This window comes from Streptomyces sp. NPDC102270 (assembly GCF_044766405.1).
Lineage (GTDB): Bacteria > Actinomycetota > Actinomycetes > Streptomycetales > Streptomycetaceae > Streptomyces.
This window is the reverse complement of sequence record NZ_JBIWLX010000005.1, coordinates 1-22,898: the sequence shown is the minus strand read 5'-3', so window position 1 is coordinate 22,898 and position 22,898 is coordinate 1. Positions and strand designations below refer to the sequence as shown.

At 71.6% G+C, this 22,898-nt stretch carries 25 protein-coding genes and 1 pseudogene; 20 read left to right on the top strand and 6 right to left on the bottom strand.

Annotated elements, in window-relative coordinates:
* Window positions 1-83 precede the first annotated feature (83 nt).
* Entirely contained in the window at window positions 84-584 is a 501-nt protein-coding gene (locus tag ACIRP7_RS10350; protein WP_403656046.1) for a hypothetical protein, read from the bottom strand.
* Window positions 585-724: 140 nt separating this feature from the next.
* Between ACIRP7_RS10350 and ACIRP7_RS10345 the strand changes: the two genes are divergently transcribed.
* Window positions 725-1,252, top strand: a complete 528-nt coding sequence (locus ACIRP7_RS10345; protein WP_020119256.1) for a YbjN domain-containing protein — start codon at window positions 725-727, stop codon at window positions 1,250-1,252.
* A gap of 274 nt (window positions 1,253-1,526) precedes the next feature.
* On the opposite strand, the gene ACIRP7_RS10340 is transcribed toward ACIRP7_RS10345, so the two are convergent.
* Window positions 1,527-2,540, bottom strand: a complete 1,014-nt coding sequence (locus ACIRP7_RS10340) for a carbon-nitrogen hydrolase family protein (protein WP_403656043.1) — start codon at window positions 2,538-2,540, stop codon at window positions 1,527-1,529.
* Between the two features lie 455 nt (window positions 2,541-2,995).
* Here ACIRP7_RS10340 and ACIRP7_RS10335 point away from each other — a divergent pair, with 455 nt between their 5' ends.
* From ACIRP7_RS10335 to ACIRP7_RS10320, 4 genes are all read left to right on the top strand, one after another.
* Entirely contained in the window at window positions 2,996-3,184 is a 189-nt protein-coding gene (locus tag ACIRP7_RS10335; RefSeq protein WP_403657101.1) for a DUF397 domain-containing protein, read from the top strand.
* 285 nt (window positions 3,185-3,469) lie between these two features.
* On the top strand, window positions 3,470-4,381 hold the full coding sequence (locus ACIRP7_RS10330) for a hypothetical protein (protein WP_403656040.1): 912 nt from the start codon (window positions 3,470-3,472) through the stop codon (window positions 4,379-4,381).
* 88 nt (window positions 4,382-4,469) lie between these two features.
* The gene (locus ACIRP7_RS10325; protein WP_403656037.1) at window positions 4,470-5,126 is read left to right on the top strand and encodes a DUF433 domain-containing protein; all 657 of its coding nucleotides are present in this window, start codon (window positions 4,470-4,472) and stop codon (window positions 5,124-5,126) included.
* Window positions 5,116-5,502, top strand: a complete 387-nt coding sequence (locus ACIRP7_RS10320; RefSeq protein WP_403656034.1) for a toxin-antitoxin system, toxin component, PIN family protein — start codon at window positions 5,116-5,118, stop codon at window positions 5,500-5,502. The genes ACIRP7_RS10325 and ACIRP7_RS10320 overlap by 11 nt, the downstream gene beginning before the upstream one ends.
* A gap of 157 nt (window positions 5,503-5,659) precedes the next feature.
* Here the strand turns inward: ACIRP7_RS10320 and ACIRP7_RS10315 are convergent, their stop codons facing one another.
* Window positions 5,660-6,850 (bottom strand): pyridoxal phosphate-dependent aminotransferase, encoded by a 1,191-nt coding sequence (locus ACIRP7_RS10315; RefSeq protein WP_403656031.1) that lies wholly within the window; start codon window positions 6,848-6,850, stop codon window positions 5,660-5,662.
* Window positions 6,851-6,980: 130 nt separating this feature from the next.
* On the opposite strand from ACIRP7_RS10315, the gene ACIRP7_RS10310 reads away from it, so the two are divergent.
* From ACIRP7_RS10310 to ACIRP7_RS10240, 15 genes and pseudogenes are all read left to right on the top strand, one after another.
* Entirely contained in the window at window positions 6,981-7,256 is a 276-nt protein-coding gene (locus ACIRP7_RS10310; RefSeq protein ID WP_403656028.1) for a hypothetical protein, read from the top strand.
* A gap of 399 nt (window positions 7,257-7,655) precedes the next feature.
* A complete protein-coding gene (locus ACIRP7_RS10305; RefSeq protein WP_403656025.1) occupies window positions 7,656-8,180 on the top strand; it encodes a DUF2617 family protein in 525 nt (174 codons plus the stop codon).
* A 129-nt stretch (window positions 8,181-8,309) separates the two neighbouring features.
* Complete coding sequence (locus tag ACIRP7_RS10300) at window positions 8,310-9,950, top strand: polyamine aminopropyltransferase (protein ID WP_403656022.1); 1,641 nt, start codon at window positions 8,310-8,312, stop codon at window positions 9,948-9,950.
* An 82-nt stretch (window positions 9,951-10,032) separates the two neighbouring features.
* Window positions 10,033-10,791, top strand: a complete 759-nt coding sequence (locus ACIRP7_RS10295; RefSeq protein WP_403656019.1) for an SRPBCC domain-containing protein — start codon at window positions 10,033-10,035, stop codon at window positions 10,789-10,791.
* Window positions 10,792-10,804: 13 nt separating this feature from the next.
* Window positions 10,805-11,596, top strand: a complete 792-nt coding sequence (locus ACIRP7_RS10290; RefSeq protein WP_403656016.1) for an aldose 1-epimerase — start codon at window positions 10,805-10,807, stop codon at window positions 11,594-11,596.
* A 10-nt stretch (window positions 11,597-11,606) separates the two neighbouring features.
* Entirely contained in the window at window positions 11,607-12,155 is a 549-nt protein-coding gene (gene pyrE / locus ACIRP7_RS10285; RefSeq protein WP_403656013.1) for an orotate phosphoribosyltransferase, read from the top strand.
* Window positions 12,156-12,294: 139 nt separating this feature from the next.
* Entirely contained in the window at window positions 12,295-13,326 is a 1,032-nt protein-coding gene (fbaA, locus tag ACIRP7_RS10280; protein WP_403656010.1) for a class II fructose-bisphosphate aldolase, read from the top strand.
* Between the two features lie 66 nt (window positions 13,327-13,392).
* Window positions 13,393-14,862, top strand: a complete 1,470-nt coding sequence (locus tag ACIRP7_RS10275; RefSeq protein WP_403656008.1) for an MFS transporter — start codon at window positions 13,393-13,395, stop codon at window positions 14,860-14,862.
* A gap of 69 nt (window positions 14,863-14,931) precedes the next feature.
* A complete protein-coding gene (locus tag ACIRP7_RS10270) occupies window positions 14,932-15,345 on the top strand; it encodes a DUF3151 domain-containing protein (RefSeq protein WP_352387627.1) in 414 nt (137 codons plus the stop codon).
* 145 nt (window positions 15,346-15,490) lie between these two features.
* Entirely contained in the window at window positions 15,491-16,333 is an 843-nt protein-coding gene (locus tag ACIRP7_RS10265; protein WP_403656004.1) for a tryptophan 2,3-dioxygenase family protein, read from the top strand.
* Window positions 16,326-17,534, top strand: a complete 1,209-nt coding sequence (gene kynU / locus ACIRP7_RS10260) for a kynureninase (protein WP_403656001.1) — start codon at window positions 16,326-16,328, stop codon at window positions 17,532-17,534. Before ACIRP7_RS10265 ends, kynU begins: the two co-directional genes overlap by 8 nt.
* 169 nt (window positions 17,535-17,703) lie before the next feature.
* A complete protein-coding gene (locus tag ACIRP7_RS10255; RefSeq protein WP_403655998.1) occupies window positions 17,704-18,651 on the top strand; it encodes an alpha/beta hydrolase in 948 nt (315 codons plus the stop codon).
* Window positions 18,652-18,947: 296 nt separating this feature from the next.
* A pseudogene (locus tag ACIRP7_RS10250) lies at window positions 18,948-19,603 on the top strand (alpha/beta hydrolase); the annotation flags it as partial.
* A 98-nt stretch (window positions 19,604-19,701) separates the two neighbouring features.
* Window positions 19,702-21,072: a sensor histidine kinase gene (locus ACIRP7_RS10245; RefSeq protein WP_403655995.1), complete on the top strand. Its 1,371-nt coding sequence runs from the start codon at window positions 19,702-19,704 to the stop codon at window positions 21,070-21,072.
* Window positions 21,069-21,734 carry a response regulator gene (locus ACIRP7_RS10240; protein WP_403655991.1) on the top strand — a complete coding sequence of 222 codons (666 nt, stop codon included), beginning with the start codon at window positions 21,069-21,071 and terminating at the stop codon, window positions 21,732-21,734. The genes ACIRP7_RS10245 and ACIRP7_RS10240 overlap by 4 nt, the downstream gene beginning before the upstream one ends.
* 38 nt (window positions 21,735-21,772) lie before the next feature.
* On the opposite strand, the gene ACIRP7_RS10235 is transcribed toward ACIRP7_RS10240, so the two are convergent.
* From ACIRP7_RS10235 to ACIRP7_RS10225, 3 genes are all read right to left on the bottom strand, one after another.
* Window positions 21,773-21,934, bottom strand: coding sequence for a hypothetical protein (locus ACIRP7_RS10235; protein WP_403657152.1), 162 nt, complete (start codon window positions 21,932-21,934; stop codon window positions 21,773-21,775).
* Window positions 21,935-21,974: 40 nt separating this feature from the next.
* Window positions 21,975-22,133 carry a hypothetical protein gene (locus ACIRP7_RS10230; protein WP_403655988.1) on the bottom strand — a complete coding sequence of 53 codons (159 nt, stop codon included), beginning with the start codon at window positions 22,131-22,133 and terminating at the stop codon, window positions 21,975-21,977.
* Between the two features lie 195 nt (window positions 22,134-22,328).
* A partial coding sequence (locus tag ACIRP7_RS10225) for a PP2C family protein-serine/threonine phosphatase (RefSeq protein WP_403655985.1) occupies window positions 22,329-22,898 on the bottom strand: 570 nt, incomplete at its 5' end.

The window sequence follows — 22,898 nt, the reverse complement described above, 5'->3', positions numbered from 1 at the left end:
CTCGATCCGCACGAGGCCCGCTGCCCGGCGACCGGCAGGACGCTCTGAGCGGCATGGGGGTCGTTCCGGCCCCGCCCCGGCTCTCACAGCGTGAACGCCACGAACCGCACCTCGGACCACTTGCGCCCGTCGTGGACGATCTCGATCTGCACGGAGGCCCGCTGCCCGGCGACCGGGCCCGCGTTCAGGCACGCGTCGACCTGGGCGTCGCCGCACTGCGTGGTCCGCAGCCGCGGCCCCTCGGGGAAGGTGGCTGCCACCCAGGCGCCGATCTCGCCGCGCGGCATCCGGAAGCGGGCGTTGTAGCGGGGCTCCGGCCCGGCCTCGATCCCGCACCAGGTGTCGTACGCCCCGGCCGGCAGCTTCGCCCCGCCGAAGGCCAGCGCCTGGGCACACGAGGTCTTCTTCACGTCCGCGGCGACCGAGTCGTCCGTGAACAGCCAGGCGATCCCCAGCGCGATCAGGGCCCCCACCACCAGCGTCGGCACGGCCAGGATCGCCAGGACGACGCCCCATCTGGTCCCGCCCGGCTCGGTCTGTTCCGGCACCGTCTCGATCTGCGCCTCGATCTCCGTCTGTGTCATGGCTTCCCCGTTTCCTCGACCCCTGTTTACCGTGGCTGACCGGATCATGTCAGCCCTGGGAGGACAGGTTCCGTCTGGGCTTGCCACCCCCCTCCCCGGATGGGGGAGGATGGCGGAATCCGTACGAAGGGAAATTCACGGTGACCATCGATCCGTCCTCGATTCCGAACTTCGGGGGCCAGCCCGAGCCGCAGCCCCAAGGACCGGCGGGCCCCGTCGTCCCGGATCAGGATCTCGTGAAGCAGCTCCTCGACCAGATGGAGCTGAAGTATGTCGTCGACGACGAGGGTGACCTCGCGGCGCCGTGGGAGCAGTTCCGTACGTATTTCATGTTCCGTGGCGAGGGTGACCAGCAGGTCTTCTCGGTGCGGACGTTCTACGACCGGCCCCACCAGATCGACGAGAAGCCCACGCTGCTGGAGTCCATCGACGACTGGAACCGGCGCACCCTGTGGCCCAAGGTCTACAGCCACACCCATGACGACGGCACGGTCCGTCTGATCGGTGAGGCGCAGATGCTCATCGGCACCGGCGTCAGCCTGGAGCACTTCGTCTCCTCGACCGTCAGCTGGGTGCGCGCCGCCATCGAGTTCGACAAGTGGCTCGTCGAGCAGCTCGGCCTCGAGGAGGAAGTCAACGACGCCGAGAAGCCCGAGGACGACGAGTAGGCGCCCTCCGGCTACCGGGGCGTATCGGTTGACATGACCGGATACGCGCCGCAGGCACCGAGAGCCCGGCCAGGGCACCGGCCACCACGGCCACGTGCCGGGGCCGGGCTCTCACCGTCCGCCCGTCCACAGCCTGTGGGTAACTTTCCGACGCTCCCGAGGTCACCGCAGGGGGTGGGCCGGGACAGCCCGGCGAGGGCGGCCGGCACCGTGCGTACCGCGACCACGCGGCGAAGGGCGTCAGGACCGGTTCCCCCTGGCCTTTGGCCCCGAGCTAGAAGGCCGCCGTCCGGTCTTCGCTGCGCGGGTCGATCACCTGGTGCTCGGTGTAGACGCCGGCGCGCGCCTCACGACGCCAGGGACGCCCGTAGGTCACGGCGTCGGCGGCGGCCTCGGAAGTGTCGTCCAGGTTCACGACGGCTACCGATGGCGAGTCGTCCGTGGGACACCGGGCAAGCCAGTCGCCGTTGGGAGCGACGATTCCGGACGGTGCCTTGGCGCTGTGCTGTGCCGGCACCGCCAAACTGACCCAGTAGCTGTTGACCGTGGCGTGGCCCTGGGCCTGCGCGGCGGTGTTGCCCGGGGTGCCGCTGGTGGAGAACAGGACGCAGTCGACATCCAGCTTCTCGTATTCGGCGAACAACTCCGGGTAGTGGATCTCCATGCCGAGCAGGCAGCCGAAGCGCACACCGTCGACCTCGAAGGTCACCGGTGAGACGCCCGGCGAGTACATGTACGACACCTTCGTCTTCGACAGCAGGCGCTCGTCGTACCGCGTGACGACAGCGCCGCGATCGGAGATGACGTAGAGGCTGTTGTGTGGACGGTTCGGGCCGGTCAAGCGGTGCACCGAGGCGATCACCGTCCACAACCGCAGCTCGCGGGCCAACTGGGCGATCGCAGCCAACTCCGATTGGAGCACCGGCCACCGGCACCGGTCCCAGTCCGCCGGGCCGACCGCGACCGGGCCGTCGACGGACATGACGTGCTTGCCGGGAAAGCAGATCGCGCCTTCCGGGAAATGCACGACCCTCGCTCCCTGAGCACTGGCCTCGCACATCAGAGCACGGACCTCACGCCCGCTTTCGCGCAGCGCTGCAACGTCTTGGGGGTCTTCGCGTACGGGGGTCTGCGCCACGGCGAGCCGCACGCTCTTGGGAGTCCTTGCTTCCGACATGACGTCTCCTGAGGGAGTCGGACGGAAGTGCCGCAGGGCGGACGTGTAGGACTCGCCGGTCTTGGCGGCGCGGGCACGGACCTGGTGCTTGAAGTTCCTACGGGCTGTCATCGCGGCCTTCCACGCCTTGAGCGACGGCTCCCCAGCAACCTCGCCCGAGGCGATCGGGCTGCGACAACGGCCTGAGACGCTGGTCCCTTTGCCTCCGATGGGAGACCGCGCTGGGGTCGGTCGCGGGAGGTTCGGCGTAGGCCACGCAGTCGGTCATCATGCCGTCGCGCACATCCTCCGTCAACATCCTCCGCCCTGTCCGGCGCACGGCCGAGCGGCCGACCACTGGGGCGACCCGACCCTGCGAATGACCCGGTCAAGAAGGTGGAGCCGCCGTCGCCGAGCGGGCCCTGAGGCCGGAGGAGCGGGAGTCACCGTGATCCAGGAAGTTGAGGTGGCCCATCGGCGGTCACGGCGTGAAGCGGCAGCGGAACGTCCCATCACCGCGCAGGTCGTGCCGTTCGACCGCGGGGAGGCGATGGGGGGATCGATGACGATTTCCACACCGAGCGGCGCTGCTCGGCACAGGAGCAATTACGGCAACCAGGCCGTGTCGCACTGCGTGGAGGTGGCCGACGGGATTCCAGGAGGCCGCCGTCCCCGTCCGTGACAGCAAGGTCCCGCACGGTCCGGCACTGTGCTTCGAGGCCGCCTCCTGGGCCGTCCTCATAGGCGAGTTGAAGGCCGACCAGCACCGTCCTTAAGGCGGCCGGGCCTCGGCCGCCGTCCACGTTCCGGGCTCACCGGGCCCTTGCCCGCGAGGGACCGGCGGGCCACTGACCTCCTGAAAGAACCGGGGGCAAGAACTACCCACCCACCCACCCACCCACCCCGCCAAGCGGCTCGCGTCACCCGTCCGAGTGACCGGCTTGCAGGCGCGGGATTCGGGCGGTTACGTTCGCCGCGACAACCGCAAACAGATACGGCCCCCGGCCGGGACGGCAATCCCGATCGAGGGCCTGACCGATCAGGAAGCTTCGACCTTCCCAATGGCTGACTCGCAGTCTAACGCGCCCCTGCGCGCCGACGCCGGAGCCCCGACCTCCGGCGTGATCCACGTCCGCACCCGCCTCACGGCCGACTTCACGGTGATCTCCAACGCCCTCGCCCAGCGACGCGGCAGCGCGGTCACGGTCGGCGTCGCGGCGTACATCGCCTCCCTGCCCGACGGCTCCTCCGTGACCATCTCCGCCCTGTGCGAGCACTTCACCGAGGGCGAGATCCTCATCTCGCGGGCCCTCAGGGAACTCGAAGAGGCCGGATACCTGGAGCGTCGGCGCGAGCGGACACCCACCGGGCAGGTCCGTACCCGGACGTACTTCTACGACGTCCCCGGCGGCGATCCCGAGCCCGATCCGGACGGCCCGCCCGAGTCTCCCCCACCGCGTCGGCCCCGGAAGCGTCGCGGCACTGCGGCTGTCACGCCCCCGTCGGCGGCTGTACCGGAAACGGCGCAGGCGCCCGCCCCGGGCGAGGCGGAGACGCCGGTCCCGGCCAAAGCGGAGACGCCAGTCCCGCTCTCCGACGCCGACCCCACGGCCATCGCCGTACTCACCGCCCTGCGCCGGATCGACCCCCGCCTCGTCCTCTCCGAGAAGGAAGCCGCCCGCCTCGCCCCGGCCGTCACCCGGTGGCTCGCGGCGGGCCTTCTGCCCACGCACATCACGGACCACCTCACCGCACGGCTGCCGGACCACTTCCTCACCCGCCCGGTCGGCATCCTCGCCTACCGGCTCAAGGAGACTCCCCTGCCGGTACCGACCAGAAGCGCAGAAACCCCCGCACGTCCGATGGTCTTGCCCATGCAGAACTGCGACGGCTGCGACCTGGCATTCCGTTCGGCGGAACCCGGCCGTTGCCGAGGCTGCCGGGCCGAGGACCAACTCCGAGCGGCCGGCTGAGCCGATGATGACCGGGTGTGTGGTCCATCCCCAGGTGGGAGGCTTGATGTGGCACGATGCGAAATCCGGCGCCAAGAGGAGGTGGGGCATGGTCGACAGGTTCAAGGACGGACTTCTGACGCCCGCAGAGACCGCCTCCTACCTTGAGATTCCGCAGTCGACCCTCACCTCGTGGCTGAAGGGCAGGGCTGCCGGAGCGCCACTGGTCCACCAGGTCGAGCCGGCACGGAGGGGGCAGCCGTCGGTGCCGTTCATCGCGGTGGCCGAGGCGCACGTCCTTCGTTCTCTGCGCTCCCTGGGGCTCCGCATGAGCGAGATCAGGGAGGCGGCCGCTGCTGTCCGGGATGCCTTCGACACCCCCTACGGCCTCGTGTCCAAGCGGGTCGCCACGGATGGCGTGGACATCTTCATCGAGCACGGTTGGGGGGATCTTCGCAGAGCTCGCGACGGCCAGGTGCCCATCCAGGAAGTGGTCTCCGACTATCTCCGCTACCTGACCTGGGAGCCGGGCGACGACTTCCCCTCCAGCCTGCGGCTGAGGCAGTACCCGGACTCCGTGCCGGTCGTGATCGATCCGAGGTTCGGCCATGGTCTCCCCGTGGTGGCCGCCAACCGCGTCACGGTCCAGGCCATCACCGACCTGTGGGAGGCCGGGGAGACCGTCGAGGACATCGCGTACGACTACGACATGACGCCTGAGCAGGTGGACGCGCTCTGCCGGGCCGTGGTGCACCTTGCCGCCTGAGTTCTTCCTCGACCGGAACCTCGGTCGCCGTGTCGCGGAAGGACTGAGAGCCTGCGGGTGGACGGTTCACCGCATCGGGGACATCTTTCCTGACGACGGGCAGGACGTTCCGGACGAGGAGTGGATCACTTACGGTCTCGACCGGTCCTGGGTCCCGCTGTCGAAGGACGGGCGGATCAAGACCCGGGATCTGGAGATCCAGCCCGTCCTGGAGCGCGAGGCGGTGCTGTTCTACCTGGACAACCAGCAGTTTCACAGTGTCGAGATGGTCGAGCGTCTCGTCGTACGCCGTGACGCCATCCACCGGGCCGTCGAGAAGGGCGGCCCGGCAGCCTACGCCGTACGGCACGACCGTGTTGAGCGCACCTGGCCGTGACGGGCCGGCGCCCCAGGTGGTTGGGACTGCCCAAGGCCGAATGACCGGCGACGGGTGTCGACCCGCACGAGTTGCGTGGCTTGTGCCCTTCCATGTCCAGGAGCGGGGCGCCCGTCCACAGCCTGTGGGCGGGCGCCCTCTTTCCGCGTGGCCCCTCTCAACCCGCCAGTGCCTTGAGCCGGGCCGCCGCCTCCTCCAGCACCGCGGTTTGCTTGCAGAACGCGAACCGTACGAACGGTGCCCCCTCCTCCCGGTGGTCGTAGAAGACCGCGTTCGGGATGGCGACGACGCCCGCGCGTTCCGGCAGGGCGCGGCAGAAGGCGAAGCCGTCGCTCTCGCCGAGGGGGCGGATGTCGGTGGTGACGAAGTACGTGCCGGCCGGCTTGAAGACCTTGAAGCCCGCGTCCGCGAGGCCCGCCGCCAGCAGGTCACGCTTGGCCAGCATGTCCTCTCGGAAGGCGGCGAAGTAGCTGTCGGGGAGGGCGAGCGCCTCGGCGACCGCGTACTGGAAGGGGCCGGAGGACACGTACGTCAGGAACTGCTTCGCCGAGCGGACCGCGGAGACCAGGCCGGGCGTCGACGTGATCCAGCCGACCTTCCAGCCGGTGAAGGAGAACGTCTTGCCGGCGGAGCCGATGGAGACCGTGCGCTCCCGCATCCCCGGGAAGGTCGCGAGGGGCAGGTGCTCGGCGTCGTCGAACACCAGGTGCTCGTACACCTCGTCCGTGACCACCAGCAGGTCCCGCTCCACGGCCAGCTCGGCGATCGCCGTCAGCTCCTCGCGGGTGAGGACCGTGCCGGTGGGGTTGTGCGGGGTGTTGATGAGCAGCAGGCGGGTCCGGTCGGTGACCGCGGCGCGCAGTTCGTCGAGGTCCAGGCGGAAGCTGCCGTCGTGCGGCCGCAGGGTGACCGGGACCCTGGTCCCGCCCGCCATCGCGATGCAGGCCGCGTAGGAGTCGTAGTACGGCTCGAAGGCAACGACCTCGTCACCCGGCTCCACCAGCGCGAGCAGCGCGGCGGCGATGGCCTCCGTGGCGCCCGCCGTGACCAGCACCTCGGTGTCGGGGTCGTAGGCCAGGCCGTAGCGGCGCTCCTGGTGCGCCGCGACCGCCGTGCGCAGCTCCGGGACGCCCGGGCCGGGCGGGTACTGGTTGCCGCGTCCGTCGCGCAGCGCCCGCACGGCCGCCTCCCTGACCTCCTCGGGGCCGTCCGTGTCGGGGAAGCCCTGCCCCAGGTTGATCGAGCCGGTCCGCAGAGCCAGGGCGGACATCTCGGCGAAGATCGTCGTCCCGAACTCGGCGAGGCGGCGGTTGAGCAGGGGGCGCGCGCTGGAAGTCATGCCGGTCATCCTGCGCCCAAGCTCTGGAGTTCCTCAACTCTGCTTTGGCCCGTGAGACGGAAGGGCATCTCCAGCTCACGCAACCGGCGAGGCGCCCACGGGGGGTCGCTTCGAGGGGGTAACGGAAGGAGGGTGAGCCATGGTCATCGGCTTCATCCTGGTGGTGTTCCTGGTCCTGTGCCTCGTGGGCGTGGTGGCCACGGTGTTCCGGAACGGCTCGACGCGTCGGCGTATGCGGGCCCACAGCGGCGGCGGCGCCGGCGCGGCCGGCGGCAGCTGGTGGGCCGGGGGAGACGGCGGCGGATCGGACTCCGGTGGCGGCGGCCACCACGGCGGTCACTCCTGCGGCGGCGGTCACTCCTGCGGCGGCGGGTCGTCCTGCGGCGGCGGGGGCGGATGCGGGGGAGGCAGCTGACACGGGGCAGCTGAGCTCCGCAGGGGGAACCGCATCCGAAACGGGGGAGCGGGGGAACGCGGGGGCGTGGGGCCGGACCTGGGTCGGGCCGCACGCCCCCGCTTGTCGTTTCTTCACTCCGGTGCCCCGGCGCACGCTCCGGCCGCCGTGGCGTGCGCCGTGGTTGAACAGATGAGCTGGGGAGCCCACGCAGGGATGGAAACCCCCCGAAGTTGGGTAAAAACCCTGTGACGGCACCGCCGTTCATGATTCCCTCTAAACCACCAACGCAGCCCCTCGGACGTTCTGCGGACACCTCCTGACCTCCCGACTGGGCTGACCGGGCCGATCCCCCCACAGTCGCCCGGGTGCGCCGGAACCCCACACCACCCTTTCTTTGCGTGCTAGCGGAGCCGATCCATGCTCACGACCCTGAACACCTCGTACACCGACACGCGCGCGGCCGACCTCGCCTGGGCACTGGGGCGTGAGCCGCTGCCCGCCCTCGCCGAGCTCGACCTCGAGATGGCCGGGGCGAAGCTTCAGTTGAGACTCCTCGGCGCCTCCCACCAAGTGCTCCTGGAGGAGGACCGGGGCACCTGCTCGGAGACGGTGGCGTGCATCGCCGGCAGCAGTACGCCGCTGCCGCTGGGCGTGGCCAAGCGGGTGGGGAACTGGGAGTACGAGTTCGCCGCGCGCGTGGAAGTCCTGTCACCGGGCGAGTTCGCGGGCCGGGCACAGGAGTTGCTCGCGCTGGTGTCCGACCATCCGCACGGCCTCGCCGGGGTCTTTCCCGGCAGCCCGCACGCGTTCACCGCGCTGCTGGCCCAGTGGTACGAGGGGCAGGTGCACTGGCGGACCTGGCACGCGTATCCGCAGGACGGGCAGTTGGTGGCCACGCGGACCCGCGTCGGGGTCAGGGTCCCGGTGGAGACGACGGGTTGAGCGACGGGACGTTGGGTTGAGCGACGGGACGTCGGGTTGAGCGACACAAACCCCTGTTTCCCCGGTTCACTCCCGGTTCCACACGTGTGGGTGACGAAGCGTGCCGGAGCCGTGACGTAACGTCGCATCGTGATCGAGCCGCACGCCCCCGCCCCGCCCGGCGCTCCGCCCTCCTGGGCCGGGCCCGCGCGGCTGCCGGTCCGGCAGCGCACCGGGCGGTTTTTCGTGCTCGCGTGCGTCTTCGTCTGCGCGGCCTGCGGACTGGTGTACGAGCTCGAACTGGTCGCTCTCGCCTCGTACTTGACCGGTGACTCGGTCACCCAGGCGTCCGTGGTGCTGTCCGTGATGGTCTTCGCGATGGGCATCGGCTCGCTGCTCGCCAAGCGGCTGCGCCGGCACGCGGCGGCCGCCTTCGGCGCGATCGAGGCGCTGCTCGCGCTGGTCGGCGGGTGCAGCGCGATGGCGCTGTACGCCGTGTTCGCGTGGACCGGTGACTGGGGCGGGCTGTGGGCGAGCGGCCCGCGCTGGCTCCTGGTCGCGTTCTCCCTGGCCATCGGGCTGCTCATCGGCGCCGAGGTCCCCCTGCTGATGGAGCTGATCCAGCGCATCCGCCGCCAGGACGCCGGCGGCGCGGTGGCCGACCTGTTCGCCGCGGACTACGTCGGTGCCCTGGTCGGCGGCCTGGCCTTCCCGTTCCTCCTGCTGCCCCTGCTGGGCCAGTTGACCGGTGCGATGCTCACCGGCGCGGTCAACGCGGTCGCGGGCGGCGCCCTGGTCCTCGGCCTGTTCCGCCGCGACCTGACCCGCCGGGCCCGCTGGCTGCTGCTGGTCGCCAACCTCGCCGTGCTCGGCGTCCTCGCCACCGCCACCGTCCTCGTCGACGACTTCGAGCGGGCCGCGCGGGAGGCGGTCTACGGCAAGGACGTGCGCGTCGCCCTGCAGACCGGCGTCCGCGAGATCGCCCTCACCGGCGGCACCGGCGGCCGCCCCCTCGACCTCTACGTCGACGGCCGTCTGAGGGTCGGCGGCCGCGACGAGGACCGCTATCACGAGGCTCTCGTCCACCCCGCGATGGACGGCCCCCACGCGCGCGTGCTCGTCCTCGGCGGCGACGACGGCCTCGCCGCCCGCGAGGTGCTCAGGTACTCCGGGGTGCGCCGGGTCGACATCGTGGCGCTGGACCCCGCGGTGGTCGACCTGGCCCGCCACGACCCGGCGCTCTCCCGGCTCAACGGCCACGTCTACGGCGACGCCCGCCTCCACGTCAGCACGGCCGACGCCTTCCGCCGGCTGCGGACGCCGGCGCCCGTGCCGTCGTACGACGTGGTGATCGCCGACCTGCCCGACCCCGGCGGCACCGCGAGCGCCAAGCTGTACTCGGAGGAGTTCTACGGCCTCGTCCGCGCCGTCCTGGCCCCCCGCGGCCGTCTCGTCGTGCACGCCGGGCCGGTCGCCTCCCGCCCCCGTGTCTTCTGGACGGTGGAGGCCACCGTGCGCGCGGCGGGCCTGCGCACCACGCCCTACCGCGTCGGCGGCCGCGACTCCGGCTTCGCCGCGGGACCCGGCCGCACGGCCGGGGCGTCCCGCGCCCCCCGCGACTGGGGCTTCGTGCTGGCGTCGCGGGGACCGCGCCCGGCACTGGCCCTTGCCCCCCGGGGGCCCCGGCCGACGACCCTGACGGAGGAGTCCCTGCGGGCGGCGGTGCGGGCGGCACAGGCGACCAGGATCCGGGACCTCGGGGCGTCCACGTTGGTGCATCCGCGCTACTGATCCGCGCCGCGGGACGGAACGGCGCTGTCACTTTCCACCAACGGGGGTGCAGGACCGTCGCCCCTGGGTAGGCTCGGCAACCATGGAGCATGAGGTGTTCGTTCCGGTTCCGGTCGAGCGGCTGAGGCAGACCCTGGGGGACCCCGTCAGGGTGGCCCGGGCGGTCCCCGGGCTCCAGCAGGACGCCGGCGCGGACCCCGTCACCGGGCGCCTGAAGGTGCGGGTCGGCAGCCACTCCATCACCTACCGGGGCACGGCACACGTCTCGGCCCGGGACGACGGTTCCTACGCCGTCGAGGGCGAGGCCGGCGAGACCCGCGGCACCGGCTCGGTCAAGCTCGCCCTCACCCTGCGCCTGCGCGACACGGACGGCGGCACGACCCTCATCTTCGACGGCACGGCCACGGCGGACGGGCGCGTCACCGAACTCCCCCAGGACGCGGTGGGCTCCGCGGTCGTACGCCTGCTGAACCGTTTCGCGGAGGCGCTGGGCGAGACGACGGAGGAACCGGAGCGGGCGGAGCCGACGGAGCCGCTGGAAACCGAGGAGGCTTCCGAGACGCCGGAGGCCCCGGCCACCCCCGAAGAGCTCCCCGCCCCCCTCGTCGAGGACTTCACGGAGCCCGTCCACCCCCCGGCCGAGGCCGCCCACGCCCGTCGCACGATGATCGGCCGCAGCGCGGAAGAGGTCGACCACGCGCCCCCGAGAGGGCGCTACGCCCCCGTCCCCGCTCCCCAGACGGTCGCCTCCGGTCTGCCCCTGCGCTGGGCGGCACCCGCGGCGGCGGTGGCCCTGGCATCGGCGATCGTGGTGGGAAGGGTTCTGAGAAAACGCCGTTGAGTAGGGTCGTCCCGTGAGCCAAGAAGACATCACACTGACCGCGGGCGACGCGGAAGTGACCTTGCAGCCGGGAAACGGCGGACGGGTCGGGGGACTTCGAGTCGGAGGCGTCCAACTGCTGCGCCAGGGCGAGCGGTTCGGCTGTTTCCCGATGGTCCCCTGGTGCGGCCGCACCCGGGACGGGCGGTTCCGTGACGGGGCCGACGTCCACCAACTGCCGCTCAACTCCCCGCCGCACGCCATCCACGGCACGGCCCGCGACGGCGCCTGGACCGTCGCCCGCAGCAGCGCCGACGAGGCGGTCCTCACGTACGACCTCGTCGAGCCCTGGCCCTATGCGGGCCGCGTCACCCAGATCGCGGCGCTCACCCCGGACGCCCTGACCCTCACGATGTCGGTGGAGACGTACGACTCCTCCTTCCCGGCCCAGATCGGCTGGCACCCCTGGTTCAACCGCACCCTCGACGGCGGCGAGCCCGTGCGGCTCGACTTCACCGCCGCCTGGCAGGAGGAGCGCGGCGACGACCACCTGCCCACCGGCAACCGCGTCGAGCCGAAGCCGGGCCCCTGGGACGACTGCTTCGGCATGCCCGGCGGTGTCGACGTCACGCTCACCTGGCCCGGGCAGCTGGAGCTGAAGGTCGCCAGCCGCGAGGAATGGGTCGTGGTCTACGACGAGCAGGAGGCCGCCGTCTGCGTGGAGCCGCAGACCGGGCCGCCCAACGGCCTGAACACCCTGCCGTGCCTGGTCACGCCCCTGGAGCCGCTGGAGGCCTCGACGACCTGGAGCTGGCGGCGCCTCTAAGCTGACAGGCATGACTGACGCACGCGCCGCCCTGAAGCAGCAGATTCTCGACAAGGCCGTGGTGCACGGCAAGGTGACCCTGTCCTCGGGCCTGGAGGCCGACTACTACGTCGACCTGCGCCGCGTCACCCTCGACGGCGCGGCGGCCCCGCTGGTCGGACAGGTGCTGCTGGACCTGACCGCGGACCTGGAGTTCGACGCGGTCGGCGGCCTGACCATGGGTGCCGACCCGGTCGCCGGCGCCATGCTGCACGCGGCCGCCGCGCGCGGGAAGCGCCTGGACGCCTTTGTCGTGCGCAAGGCGGCCAAGGCGCACGGCATGCAGCGGCGCGTGGAGGGCCCCGACATCGCGGGCCGCCGGGTCGTGGTCGTCGAGGACACCTCCACCACCGGCGGCTCCCCGCTCGAGGCGGTCGCGGCCGTGCGCGAGGCGGGCGCGGAGGTCGTCGCGGTCGCGACGATCGTGGACCGGGCGACGGGCGCCGCGGAGAAGATCGAGCAGGGCGCGGGAGTGCCGTACCTCTTCGCGTACTCGAAGGACGAGCTGGGACTGGCCTGACCACGGACCGGTCGCGGGATGGACCATCCGGCCGAGTCTGGAAAGATGAGGCCGACGATGACGTCGAACCCCCACACAAGGTCTAGGTCAGGGCCGTAAGCACGCAGTACGCCAACCCGCATATACAAGGAGCGGACACATGCCGATCGCAACTCCCGAGGTCTACAACGAGATGCTCGACCGGGCGAAGGCAGGCAAGTTCGCCTACCCGGCCATCAACGTGACCTCGACCCAGACCCTGCACGCTGCGCTGCGCGGCTTCGCGGAGGCCGAGAGCGACGGCATCATCCAGATCTCGACCGGCGGGGCCGAGTTCCTGGGCGGCCAGTACAGCAAGGAGATGGTCACGGGTTCCGTGGCCCTGGCTGAGTTCGCGCACATCGTCGCCGAGAAGTACCCGGTCACCGTCGCCCTGCACACCGACCACTGCCCCAAGGACAAGCTCGACGGGTACGTACGCCCGCTGCTCGCCGTGTCCGAGGAGCGCGTGAAGGCCGGCCGCAACCCGCTGTTCCAGTCGCACATGTGGGACGGCTCGGCGGAGACCCTCGCCGACAACCTCTCCATCGCCCAGGAGCTCCTGGAGCGCGCCCGCGCCGCGAAGATCATCCTCGAGGTCGAGATCACCCCGACCGGCGGCGAGGAGGACGGCGTCACCCACGAGATCAACGACTCCCTCTACACGACGGTCGACGACGCCATCCGTACCGCGGAGGCGCTCGGTCTCGGTGAGAAGGGCCGCTACCTGCTGGCCGCGTCCTTCGGCAACGTCCACGGCGTGTACAAGCCGGGCAACGTCGTGCTCCGCCCCGACCTGCTGAAGGAGCTGAACGACGGCGTGGCCGCCAAGTTCGGCAAGCCGGCCGGGTCCCAGCCGTTCGACTTCGTCTTCCACGGCGGCTCCGGCTCCACGGAGGAGGAGATCCGCACCGCGCTGGAGAACGGCGTCGTCAAGATGAACATCGACACCGACACCCAGTACGCCTTCACGCGTCCGGTCGCCGACCACATGTTCCGCAACTACGACGGCGTCCTGAAGGTCGACGGCGAGGTCGGCTCCAAGAAGACCTACGACCCGCGGACCTGGGGCAAGCTGGCCGAGGCTTCGATGGCCGCCCGTGTCGTCGAGGCGACGCAGAACCTGCGCTCGGCGGGCACGAAGATCAAGTAAGGCCCGCTGAGGCCGATTGCGGTGAGCCCGGTGCCACGGCACCGGGCTCGCTGTATACCTGGGGTCATGTCCGACGTCCGGCTGGCCTCGCCGCAAGGCAAGTGGATCCTGCTCACCACCGTTCTCGGCTCCAGCATGGCGCTGCTGGACTCGACCGTCGTCAACGTCGCCCTGCCGGCCATCGGCCGCGACCTGGACGCCGACCTGGCCTCCCTCCAGTGGACGGTCAACGCGTACATGCTGACGCTGGCCGGGCTGATCCTGCTCGGCGGTTCCCTCGGGGACCGGTACGGCCGCCGCAGGGTCTTCGTGGTCGGGGTGGTGTGGTTCGCGGCCGCCTCCCTGCTGTGCGGCCTCGCCCCGAACGTGGGCGTCCTCGTCGCCGCCCGGGCCCTCCAGGGGGTGGGCGGCGCCCTGCTCACACCGGGGTCCCTGGCACTGATCCAGGCATCCTTCCACCCCGACGACCGGGGCCGGGCCGTCGGCCTGTGGTCCGGGTTCGGGGGTGTCGGGGCGGCCGTCGGCCCCTTCGTGGGCGGCTGGCTGGTGGACGGCCCGGGCTGGCGCTGGGTGTTCCTGCTCAACGTCCCGCTGGCCCTGGTGTGCGCGCCGATCGCCGTACGGCACGTGCCGGAGTCGGCCGACGGACGGTCCGACCACGGGCGGTTCGACGTGCTCGGCGCGGTCCTGGGCGCGCTGGCGCTCGCGCTGGTGACGTACGCGCTGATCGAGGCGCGTTCCGGGTCCGTGTTGGTCGCCGTCACGGCGGTCGCCGGCGTGGCCGCCGGGGTGGCCTTCGTCGCCGTAGAGAAGCGCCGTCCCGACCCGATGATGCCGCTCGGGATCTTCGCGTCCCGGCAGTTCACCGCGGTCAACCTGGTCACCCTGTGCGTGTACGGGGCCTTCGGCGGGTTCTTCTTCCTGGGCGTCGTCCAGCTCCAGGTGGTGGTCGGCTACTCGGCCCTCCAGGCCGGTACGGCCCTGCTGCCGACGACCGTCCTGATGCTGCTGTTCTCCGCCCGCTCGGGCGCACTCGCCGACCGCATCGGGCCGCGCATCCCGCTCACCGTGGGCCCGCTGCTGTGCGCGGCGGGGATGCTGCTGATGCTGCGGGTCGGGCCGGGGGCGTCGTACCTGCTGGATGTGGTCCCGGCCCTCCTGGTCCTCGGCACCGGCATGGTCACGCTGGTCGCCCCGCTGACGGCGACCGTGCTGGGCTCGGTGGACGCCTCGCGGGCCGGGCTGGCCAGCGGCATCAACAACGCGGCCGCCCGGGCCGCGGGCCTGATCGCGGTGGCCGCACTGCCGCTGGTCACGGGGATGGGGGAGGAGGCGTACCGGTCGCCCACGGCGTTCGACAGTGCGTTCGAGTGGGCGATGACGGTGTGCGCGGGGGTGCTCGTGGTGGGGTCTGTGGTGGCCTTCGCGACGGTACGGTCGCTGCCGCCGGGGTGTCGCCGGCCGGAGTGCCGTACGTACGGGGCCGTGCTGTCGCCGCCGCTGGAAGGGGAGCGGGCTCGCGGGCGACTGGCGTAGGCCGCCTGTGCCACCGGTCCCCACGGACCCGTAGCGGGCAAGCCGCCTCCGGCGAGGGACACTGGACCCATGTCCATTCACGAGAACCTTCTCGGGGGCCCGCCCCCGACTCACCTCCCCGACGACCCGGAGCCCCGTGAGCTCCTGGCGAACGGCACCGCCCCCGCGGACGTCGCCGCGAAGTACCCGACCTCCTCGCTGGCCTGGGCGCAGCTGGCCGACGAGGCGTTCGACCGGGGCAGCGTCGTGGAGTCGTACGCCTATGCCCGTACGGGCTACCACCGCGGCCTGGACTCGCTGCGCCGCAGCGGCTGGAAGGGGCACGGCCCGGTGCCCTGGGAGCACGAGCCGAACCGCGGCTTCCTGCGCGCCCTGCACGCCCTCGCCCGTGCCGCGGGTGCCATCGGCGAGCAGGAGGAGTACGAGCGCTGCACGCAGTTCCTGAAGGACTCCTCGCTCACGGCGGCCGAGACGCTGGGCTGATCCATCATGTTCTCCGGGCCCGCCTGTGTGACCAGGCGGGCCTTGCCATTTCCGGGGAGCATGGAAGAGGATGCCCGGCGGGGACCGGGGCCCCGTGTCGGTAACGGCAGGGCGGACCGCTACCCGGAGTACACAGGAGACAGCGATGTCGTCCCACGAGGCTCAGGAAACGTACGAGCCGGAGACCCCGCATCTCGACTTCCAAGGCACGACGCCGTACGAGGACTACGTCAAGGCGGACGTGCTCACCCACCTCCAGCACACCCTCTCCGACGATCCCGGAGAGATGGTCTTCCTGGTCACGACCCAGGTCATGGAGCTGTGGTTCACCGTCATCGTGCACGAGTGGGAGACCGCGGCGGGTGCGCTGCGCTCCGACGACGTGCCGACCGCGATCGCGGCGCTGAAGCGTTCCGTGCGGGAGCTGGAGGCGCTGAACGCCTCCTGGAAGCCGCTCGGCCAGCTGACGCCCGCGCAGTTCAACTCCTACCGCTCGGCGCTCGGCGAGGGCTCCGGCTTCCAGTCGGCGATGTACCGCCGCATGGAGTTCCTGCTCGGCGACAAGTCCGCGTCCATGCTCGTCCCGCACCGGGGCGCGCCCCGCGTCCACGCCGAACTGGAGAAGGCGCTGCACGAGCCGAGCCTGTACGACGAGGTGCTGCGGCTGCTCGCCCGGCGCGGCCACGCGATCCCCTCCGCAGTCCTGAACCGGGACGTCTCGCGCCGGTACGAGCCGTCGCAGGAGGTCGAGGCCGCCTGGACGGCCCTCTACGCCGGCTCCGAGCATGACGAACTCGCCCGCCTGGGCGAGGCGTTGACGGATGTCGCCGAGCTGGTGTGGCGTTGGCGCAACGACCATCTCGTCGCCACCCGGCGCGCGATGGGCTCCAAGACCGGCACCGGCGGCTCCGCCGGGGTGGCCTGGCTGGAGAAGCGCGCGCAGAAGAACGTGTTCCCCGAGCTGTGGACGGCGCGGTCCCATGTCTGAACTCGCTTTTAAAGCACAGGAGTTGGACGCCGGTGACGAACTGGCGGGCTTGCGCGCGCAGTTCGTCCTCGACGAGGTGGTGTACCTGGACGGCAACTCGCTGGGCGCGCTCCCGGCCGCCGTCCCGGGGCGCGTCGAGGATGTCGTACGCCGCCAGTGGGGGTCCTTGCGGATCCGTTCCTGGGACGAGAGCGGCTGGTGGAGTGCGCCCGAGCGGATCGGCGACCGGATCGCCCCGCTGGTCGGGGCGGCGGCCGGGCAGATCGTGGTCGGTGACTCGACCAGTGTCAACGTCTTCAAGGCACTCGTGGGTGCGGTGCGGCTCGCGGGCGGTCCGGCTGCCGGTCGTGACGAGGTGGTCGTCGACGCGACCACCTTCCCCACGGACGGCTACATCGCCGAGTCCGCCGCCCGGATGACCGGCTGCACCCTGCGGGCGGTGACCCCGGCCGAGGTGCCGGGCGCGCTGAGCGGCCGTACGGCGGCCGTCCTGCTCAACCACGTCGACTACCGCACCGGACGCCTGCACGACCTGCCCGGTCTCACGGCCGCCGTGCACGCGGCGGGCGCGATCGCCGTCTGGGACCTGTGCCACAGCGCGGGCGCCCTGCCGGTCGGTCTCGACGCGCACGGCGTCGACCTCGCCGTCGGCTGCACCTACAAGTACCTGAACGGCGGCCCCGGTTCACCGGCGTACCTCTATGTGCGCCGCGAACACCAGGACCGCTTCGACTCCCCGCTGCCGGGCTGGACCTCGCACGCCGACCCCTTCGGCATGAGCCCGTCCTACGCTCCCGCCGAGGGCGCGCTGCGGGGCCGCGTCGGCACCCCCGACATCCTCTCCATGCTCGCCCTGGAGGCGGCGCTGGAGGTCTGGGACGGGGTCTCGGTCGAGTCGGTGCGCGCCAAGTCCCTCGCCCTGACGGACTTCTTCCTGGAGTGCGTCTCGTCGTACGTCGGCGAGGGTCGCGTCGAATGCGTGACCCCCCTGGCCCACGGGCAGCGGGGCAGCCAGGTCGCGCTGCGCTGCGCGGACGCGGGCGAGGTGATGAAGCGGCTCATCGAGCGGGGTGTGGTGGGCGACTTCCGGCACCCGGACGTGCTGCGGTTCGGCTTCACGCCGTTGTACGTCGGGTTCGCGGACGTGGAGCGGGCGGCGCGGGTGCTGGCTCGGGTGCTGGGGGAGACGTTCGTCCGCTGACAGGTGTGCCGTGGTGTCGGGCCGGGGTGACGTACACCCCGGCCTTCGTCACCGCCACCGCCGCGTCCGGGCACGTCATCGGCCTGATAGCGTCCCGGCCAACGGCCGGATTCTCCTCCAGGATGCTTCACGGTCCGTCAGATCCGTTTCAACGCTGAGAGGTTGGGGCATGCCGGACGACGCCGCAGAAGCCCGTGCCGTGGCGGAGGAGGAGTCGGCCTTCTCGCACCCGGCGGTCGACCCCGACGCCACCGCGGCGTACGGCGACGACCCCGACCAGGTGATCGACTTCTACGCCCCGCGCGTGGCGGTGTCCCCCGGGGGCGGTCTCGCGCCGCTGGTGGTCGTCCTGCACGGCGGGGCGTGGCGGGCGCCGTACGACCGGCGGCATGTGACGCCGTTCGCGGACTTCCTGGCCCGGCGGGGGTTCGCGGTGGCCAATGTGGAGTACCGGCGGGGCGGGGTCTCCCTTCCGGGGCAGGGTGGTGCGGCCGGGGGCGGGGCGGGTGACGTAGGCCCTGTGGCCGGGGGTGGCCCGGGTGACGTCGGTCCTGTGGCCGGGCGCTGGCCCGAGACCTTCGACGACGTGGCCGCCGCGATGGACGCGCTTCCCGGGTTCGTGCGGGAGTTCCTCCCGCAGGCCGATCCGCGCCGCATGGTGGTCACCGGTCACTCCGCGGGCGGTCACCTCGCGCTGTGGGCCGCGGCCCGGCACCTCCTGCCGGCCGACGCCGCGTGGCGCATCGACCGGCCGGCGCCCCTGCGCGGGGTCGTCGCCCTCGCCCCGATCGCCGACTTCACGGTCGCCGACAAGCTGGACGTGTGCGGCGGGGCGTGCCGTCAACTCCTGGGCGGCGAGGAGGGGTTCAGCGCGCGCGTGCCGTACGCCGACCCCGCCCTGCTGCTGCCCACCGGCATCGCGACCACCCTCGTCCAGGGCCGCAGCGACACGGTCGTCCCGCAGGCGGTCGCCGAGGCGTACGCGGACGCGGCGGCCAAGGCGGGCGAGGTGGTGGGTCTGACGCTGTTGGAGGACGTCGGCCACTTCCCCCTGATCGACCCGGCGGCGGACGCGTGCGCGGTGGTGGCGGAGGAGATCGCGCAGTTGGCGTGGTGAGGGCGGTTTTCCGGCGCCTGTCCGTCCGCTCCCTGCGTCTGTCCGCCCCCTCCCGGTGATACCCGTAATACCTGAGAGCTACGACCTCAAAGAGCTCCCTGGCGTGACGCGGACGACAGTCTCGGCTCCGTAACTTCCCTTCCGTACAAGCCCGATGGCCGGGCGGATGGGGAGGAACGGGGACTGTGGGGAGCAGCTGGCGGGGTTTGAGCGTGGGCCGCGGTGACGCGCGGCGGCACAGGGGAGACGACCGGCGCTCCCATCGGTGGCACCGGGCCCTCCTCGCCACCCTCATCATGGTCGCGGTGGTGGCCCCCTCTCCGCGGCCGCCCGCCCGGAAATCCCCGCCCCGCCCCCGGCCACCCTCCCGAGACTCACCGCTTCCACCCTCGACAGGACCTACGCGGCCAACACCGCCAACCCCGCAGAGGCCGCCCGCATGGCCGCCGCCCACGGCGACACCCACCGCGCCGCGGCGGACCGCAAGATGGCCGCGTCCGACCGCCACCTGCTCGCCTTCGACGGCCGGGGCCCCGGAAGGGCGACGGAGGTCTTCGGCGACCTCACCCGCGCCGACCACCTCGCCGTCCTGGTCCCCGGCTCCGACACCTCCCTGGACACCTACGACCGCTTCCGGGCGACGGCGATGTCCCTGCGGCGGCAGCTCACCAGCACCGCTGCCCACGGCACCCGGACCGCGGTGGTCGCCTGGCTCGGCTACCGCACCCCGGACACCGTCAGCACCACGGTCCTGACCACCGGCAGGGCCGACGAAGCGGCCCCCGACCTGCGCGCGTTCATAGGCCGGCTCCGGGGTGTCGTCGGCGCCACCTCCGTCTCCCTCGTCTGCCATTCCTACGGCACGGTCGTCTGCGCGAGGGCCGCCGCCCACCTGGACATCGACGACCTGGCCCTCGTCGGCAGCCCCGGCACGGGCACCGGCACCGCCTCCGCGACCCTCCGGTACCCCCGTAGTACCTGAGAGGGATGCCGAAGGACCCGTCTCGCTGGTGACGACGGTGACCCCCGCCCGCGCCTACCTTTTTGACTGTGACCGAGACGACCCAGACATACATGACACCCCCGCACGGCGACAGCGGCGAGCTCGACGCGTACCAGCCCCGGAGCCCGGAGTTCAGGGCCGCCGTGGACGCCCTGCGTGGCCTGCGGCACGACTTGATCAGCGATGCCCTCGCCTATCGCCCGCTGCCCCCGATGCGCGTCGACAGGGGGCTCTCCCGCAGGTTGCCCGGCCGAGCGCGGGAGTACGTGGCCTGGACACCGCACGTGCTGATCACCGCGGCCGGCCTGCTCGCGATGCTCATCGGCTCGGCCAACAGTGACACCGACGAGGTCACCCGTCTCTTCGTCGGCGTGCTCGCCCTGGCCCCGGTACTGCTGACCATGGTGCGGCCGGTCCTGGCCTTCTGGGTCTCGATGGGCGCGACCGCAGCCACCTACGCGGTGGCTTTCACCGCCTGGGACGAGTGGCCCTGGCTGGACGGCAGCTTCGCCTGCCACCTCATGGTGCTCACGCTGGTGGCCATACGCACCAGGCCGCGCACAGCGGCGTGGATGTGGCTGCTGACTGGGGTCTACGGCCTGATGTGGGAGGGAGCCTTCAGCGGCGGGCACTACAACAGCTCCGACACGGTGCAGCTGCTGTTCGTCTCCGCCCTGTCCCTGCTCGCCGTCAGCGTCTGGCACATACGCCGTGACGCCCAGGAGACGGTGACCGCCCAGCAGACGGTGACCGCGCACGAGCGCTCCCGCCGCACGCTCCTGGAGGAGCGCACGACCATCGCCCGCGAGCTGCACGACGTGGTCGCCCACCACATGTCGGTCGTCGCCATCCAGGCGGAGGCCGCGCCCTACCGGGTGGAGAACCCGCCCCCGGAGCTGGAGAAGGCGTTCGCCACGATCCGGGAGAACGCGGTGGCGGCCCTGACCGAGCTGCGCCGCGTCCTGGGCGTGGTGCGCGCCGAGGACTACGAGGCACCGGACGCCCCGCAGCCCACCCTCGCCGACCTGGACGCCCTGCTCGGCAACGTGCGGGAGGCGGGCCTGAGCGTCGACAAGGCGGTCACCGGCGCGGTGCGTGAACTCCCGCAGGGCGTCGAGCTGTCGGCGTACCGGATCGTGCAGGAGGCACTGAGCAACACCCTGCGGCACGCCCCGGGGGCGAGCGCACGGGTCGAGATCGGATACGTCCTGGGCGGCCTGGGCCTGCGCATAGTCAACGGCCCGCGTCCCGAGCTGTCGCTGCTGAAGCCCTCGCCCGGCGCGGGCCACGGCATCACCGGCATGCGGGAGCGGGTGTCCATGCTGAACGGCGAGATGACGGCGGGTGCCACGGACGAGGGCGGGTACGAGGTGGCGGTGTTCCTCCCGGTGCCGCGCAGGGACGAGGGCGAGGCATGACGATCCGGGTCCTGGTCGCGGACGACCAGATGATGGTCCGCGAGGGCTTCTCCGTCCTCCTGAACGCGATGCCGGACATCGAGGTGGTCGGCGAGGCCGTCAACGGCCGCGAGGCGGTCGACAGGGTCCGCGAACTCGCCCCCGACGTGGTCCTGATGGACATCCGGATGCCTGAGCTGAACGGCATCGAGGCGACCAGGGAGATCGTCGCGGCGGACGGCACGGCGAAGGTCCTGGTTTTGACGACCTTCGACCTCGACGAGTACGTCTACCAGGCCCTGCGCGCGGGAGCCTCGGGCTTCCTCCTCAAGGACGCCTCGGCCCGCCAACTCGCCGAAGGCGTAAGGGTGGTGGCCTCCGGGGAGGCCCTCCTGGCGCCCTCCGTCACCAGACGCCTGATCACGGAGTTCTCCAAACTCTCCCAGTCCCCGAGGCTCATGGCCTCGGCCCACACGGCCTACGGCGACCTCACCGACCGCGAGACGGAGGTCCTGATCCTCATCGCCCAGGGCCTGTCGAACTCGGAGATGGCCGAACGCCTGATGGTCGCCGAGTCGACGATCAAGACCCACGTCAGCCGCATCCTGGTGAAGCTGGGCCTGCGGGACCGCACCCAGGCGGCGGTGTTCGCGTACGAGGCGCGGCTGGTGACGCCGGGGTAGCGGGCGGGCGGCGGTCCTCTTGGTGACGTGGTGCGGCGTCAGTCCTCCAGGCGGACCGGCATCAGCATCGAGAAGCCGCTCTCGTCGTCGGGGCGGCGGATCGCGATCGGGGCCGTGGGGGCCCCAGAACCGTTGAGCCGGGGGCTCATCACCGGTGAAGTGCCCACCACGGGCGAGGCCGGGCTCGTGCGTATCGACACCAGGGCGAAGCCGGTGAGCGGTACGCCGACTCCCTGCCGCTCACGGCGTGGCTCCCTCCGCCGCCTGCCCCCTGCCGCACGCCGCCACCCACGCCGGATCACCAGTGGCCACCCACCGCAAACGGGCCGCCAGCAGTTCCTCGTCGAGGAGTTCACGCACAAACCCGTCGACGATTCCCGGCCCGCCAGAGTCGGACATCACGAGAACTCGTAGACCCAGTGCCCCATCGAACGCCTCCTGCCAGGTCGACGACTGCTCCGCTGATCAGGTGCGAGAGGGGAAACAGTCACTTCATCGGACGATGATGCGGACGCCGCGTGCTCGTCCGTCGAACGCCCGCCGTGGTGATCGCCGAGTCCCTGTCTTCGTGACCGCCGGCCCCTTCCTTACTCGTCACCGTCCTTTGTACTCACCGTCCGTCCACTGTCCAGGAGAGCGCCTGGGCCAGGGCTTCTGCTTCGTTCGGCCGGCTGATGCCTGCCGAGTGTCCGCACCTGAGCTGACGTGCCGCTGGGTCTCCTGGGGGCCGTGCCAGTCCAGGCACATTACGGTGGCGTCGTCCTCGAGCCGGCCGTCGGCGGCGTCCCGGACTGCGGACGTCAGCGTCAGCGCGACCTCCCGCGGGTGCAGGTGCCGGGTGCGCTCCAACAGGGCGGGTAGGTCGATCTTCTCTCCATGACGTTCGAGCATGCCGTCGGTGAGCATGAGCAGACGGTCACCGGGCCTCAGATCGATCTCTTGAACGCGGTAGGGATGGGACGTGGTGAGTGCGGACAACCCGAAAGGACGGTCCACCTCGCAGGTGATCGTCTCCCCGACCCCCTCTCGCAAGCGCAGCGGCCAGGGGTGTCCGGCATTGACGAGCTGTGCCCGTCCGCTGTGGAGGTTGATGCGCAGCAGCTGGCCGGTGGCGTGACCGTGACCGTGGTCGGCCAGTGCCTGATCGGCCCGGTGGGCCTGCTC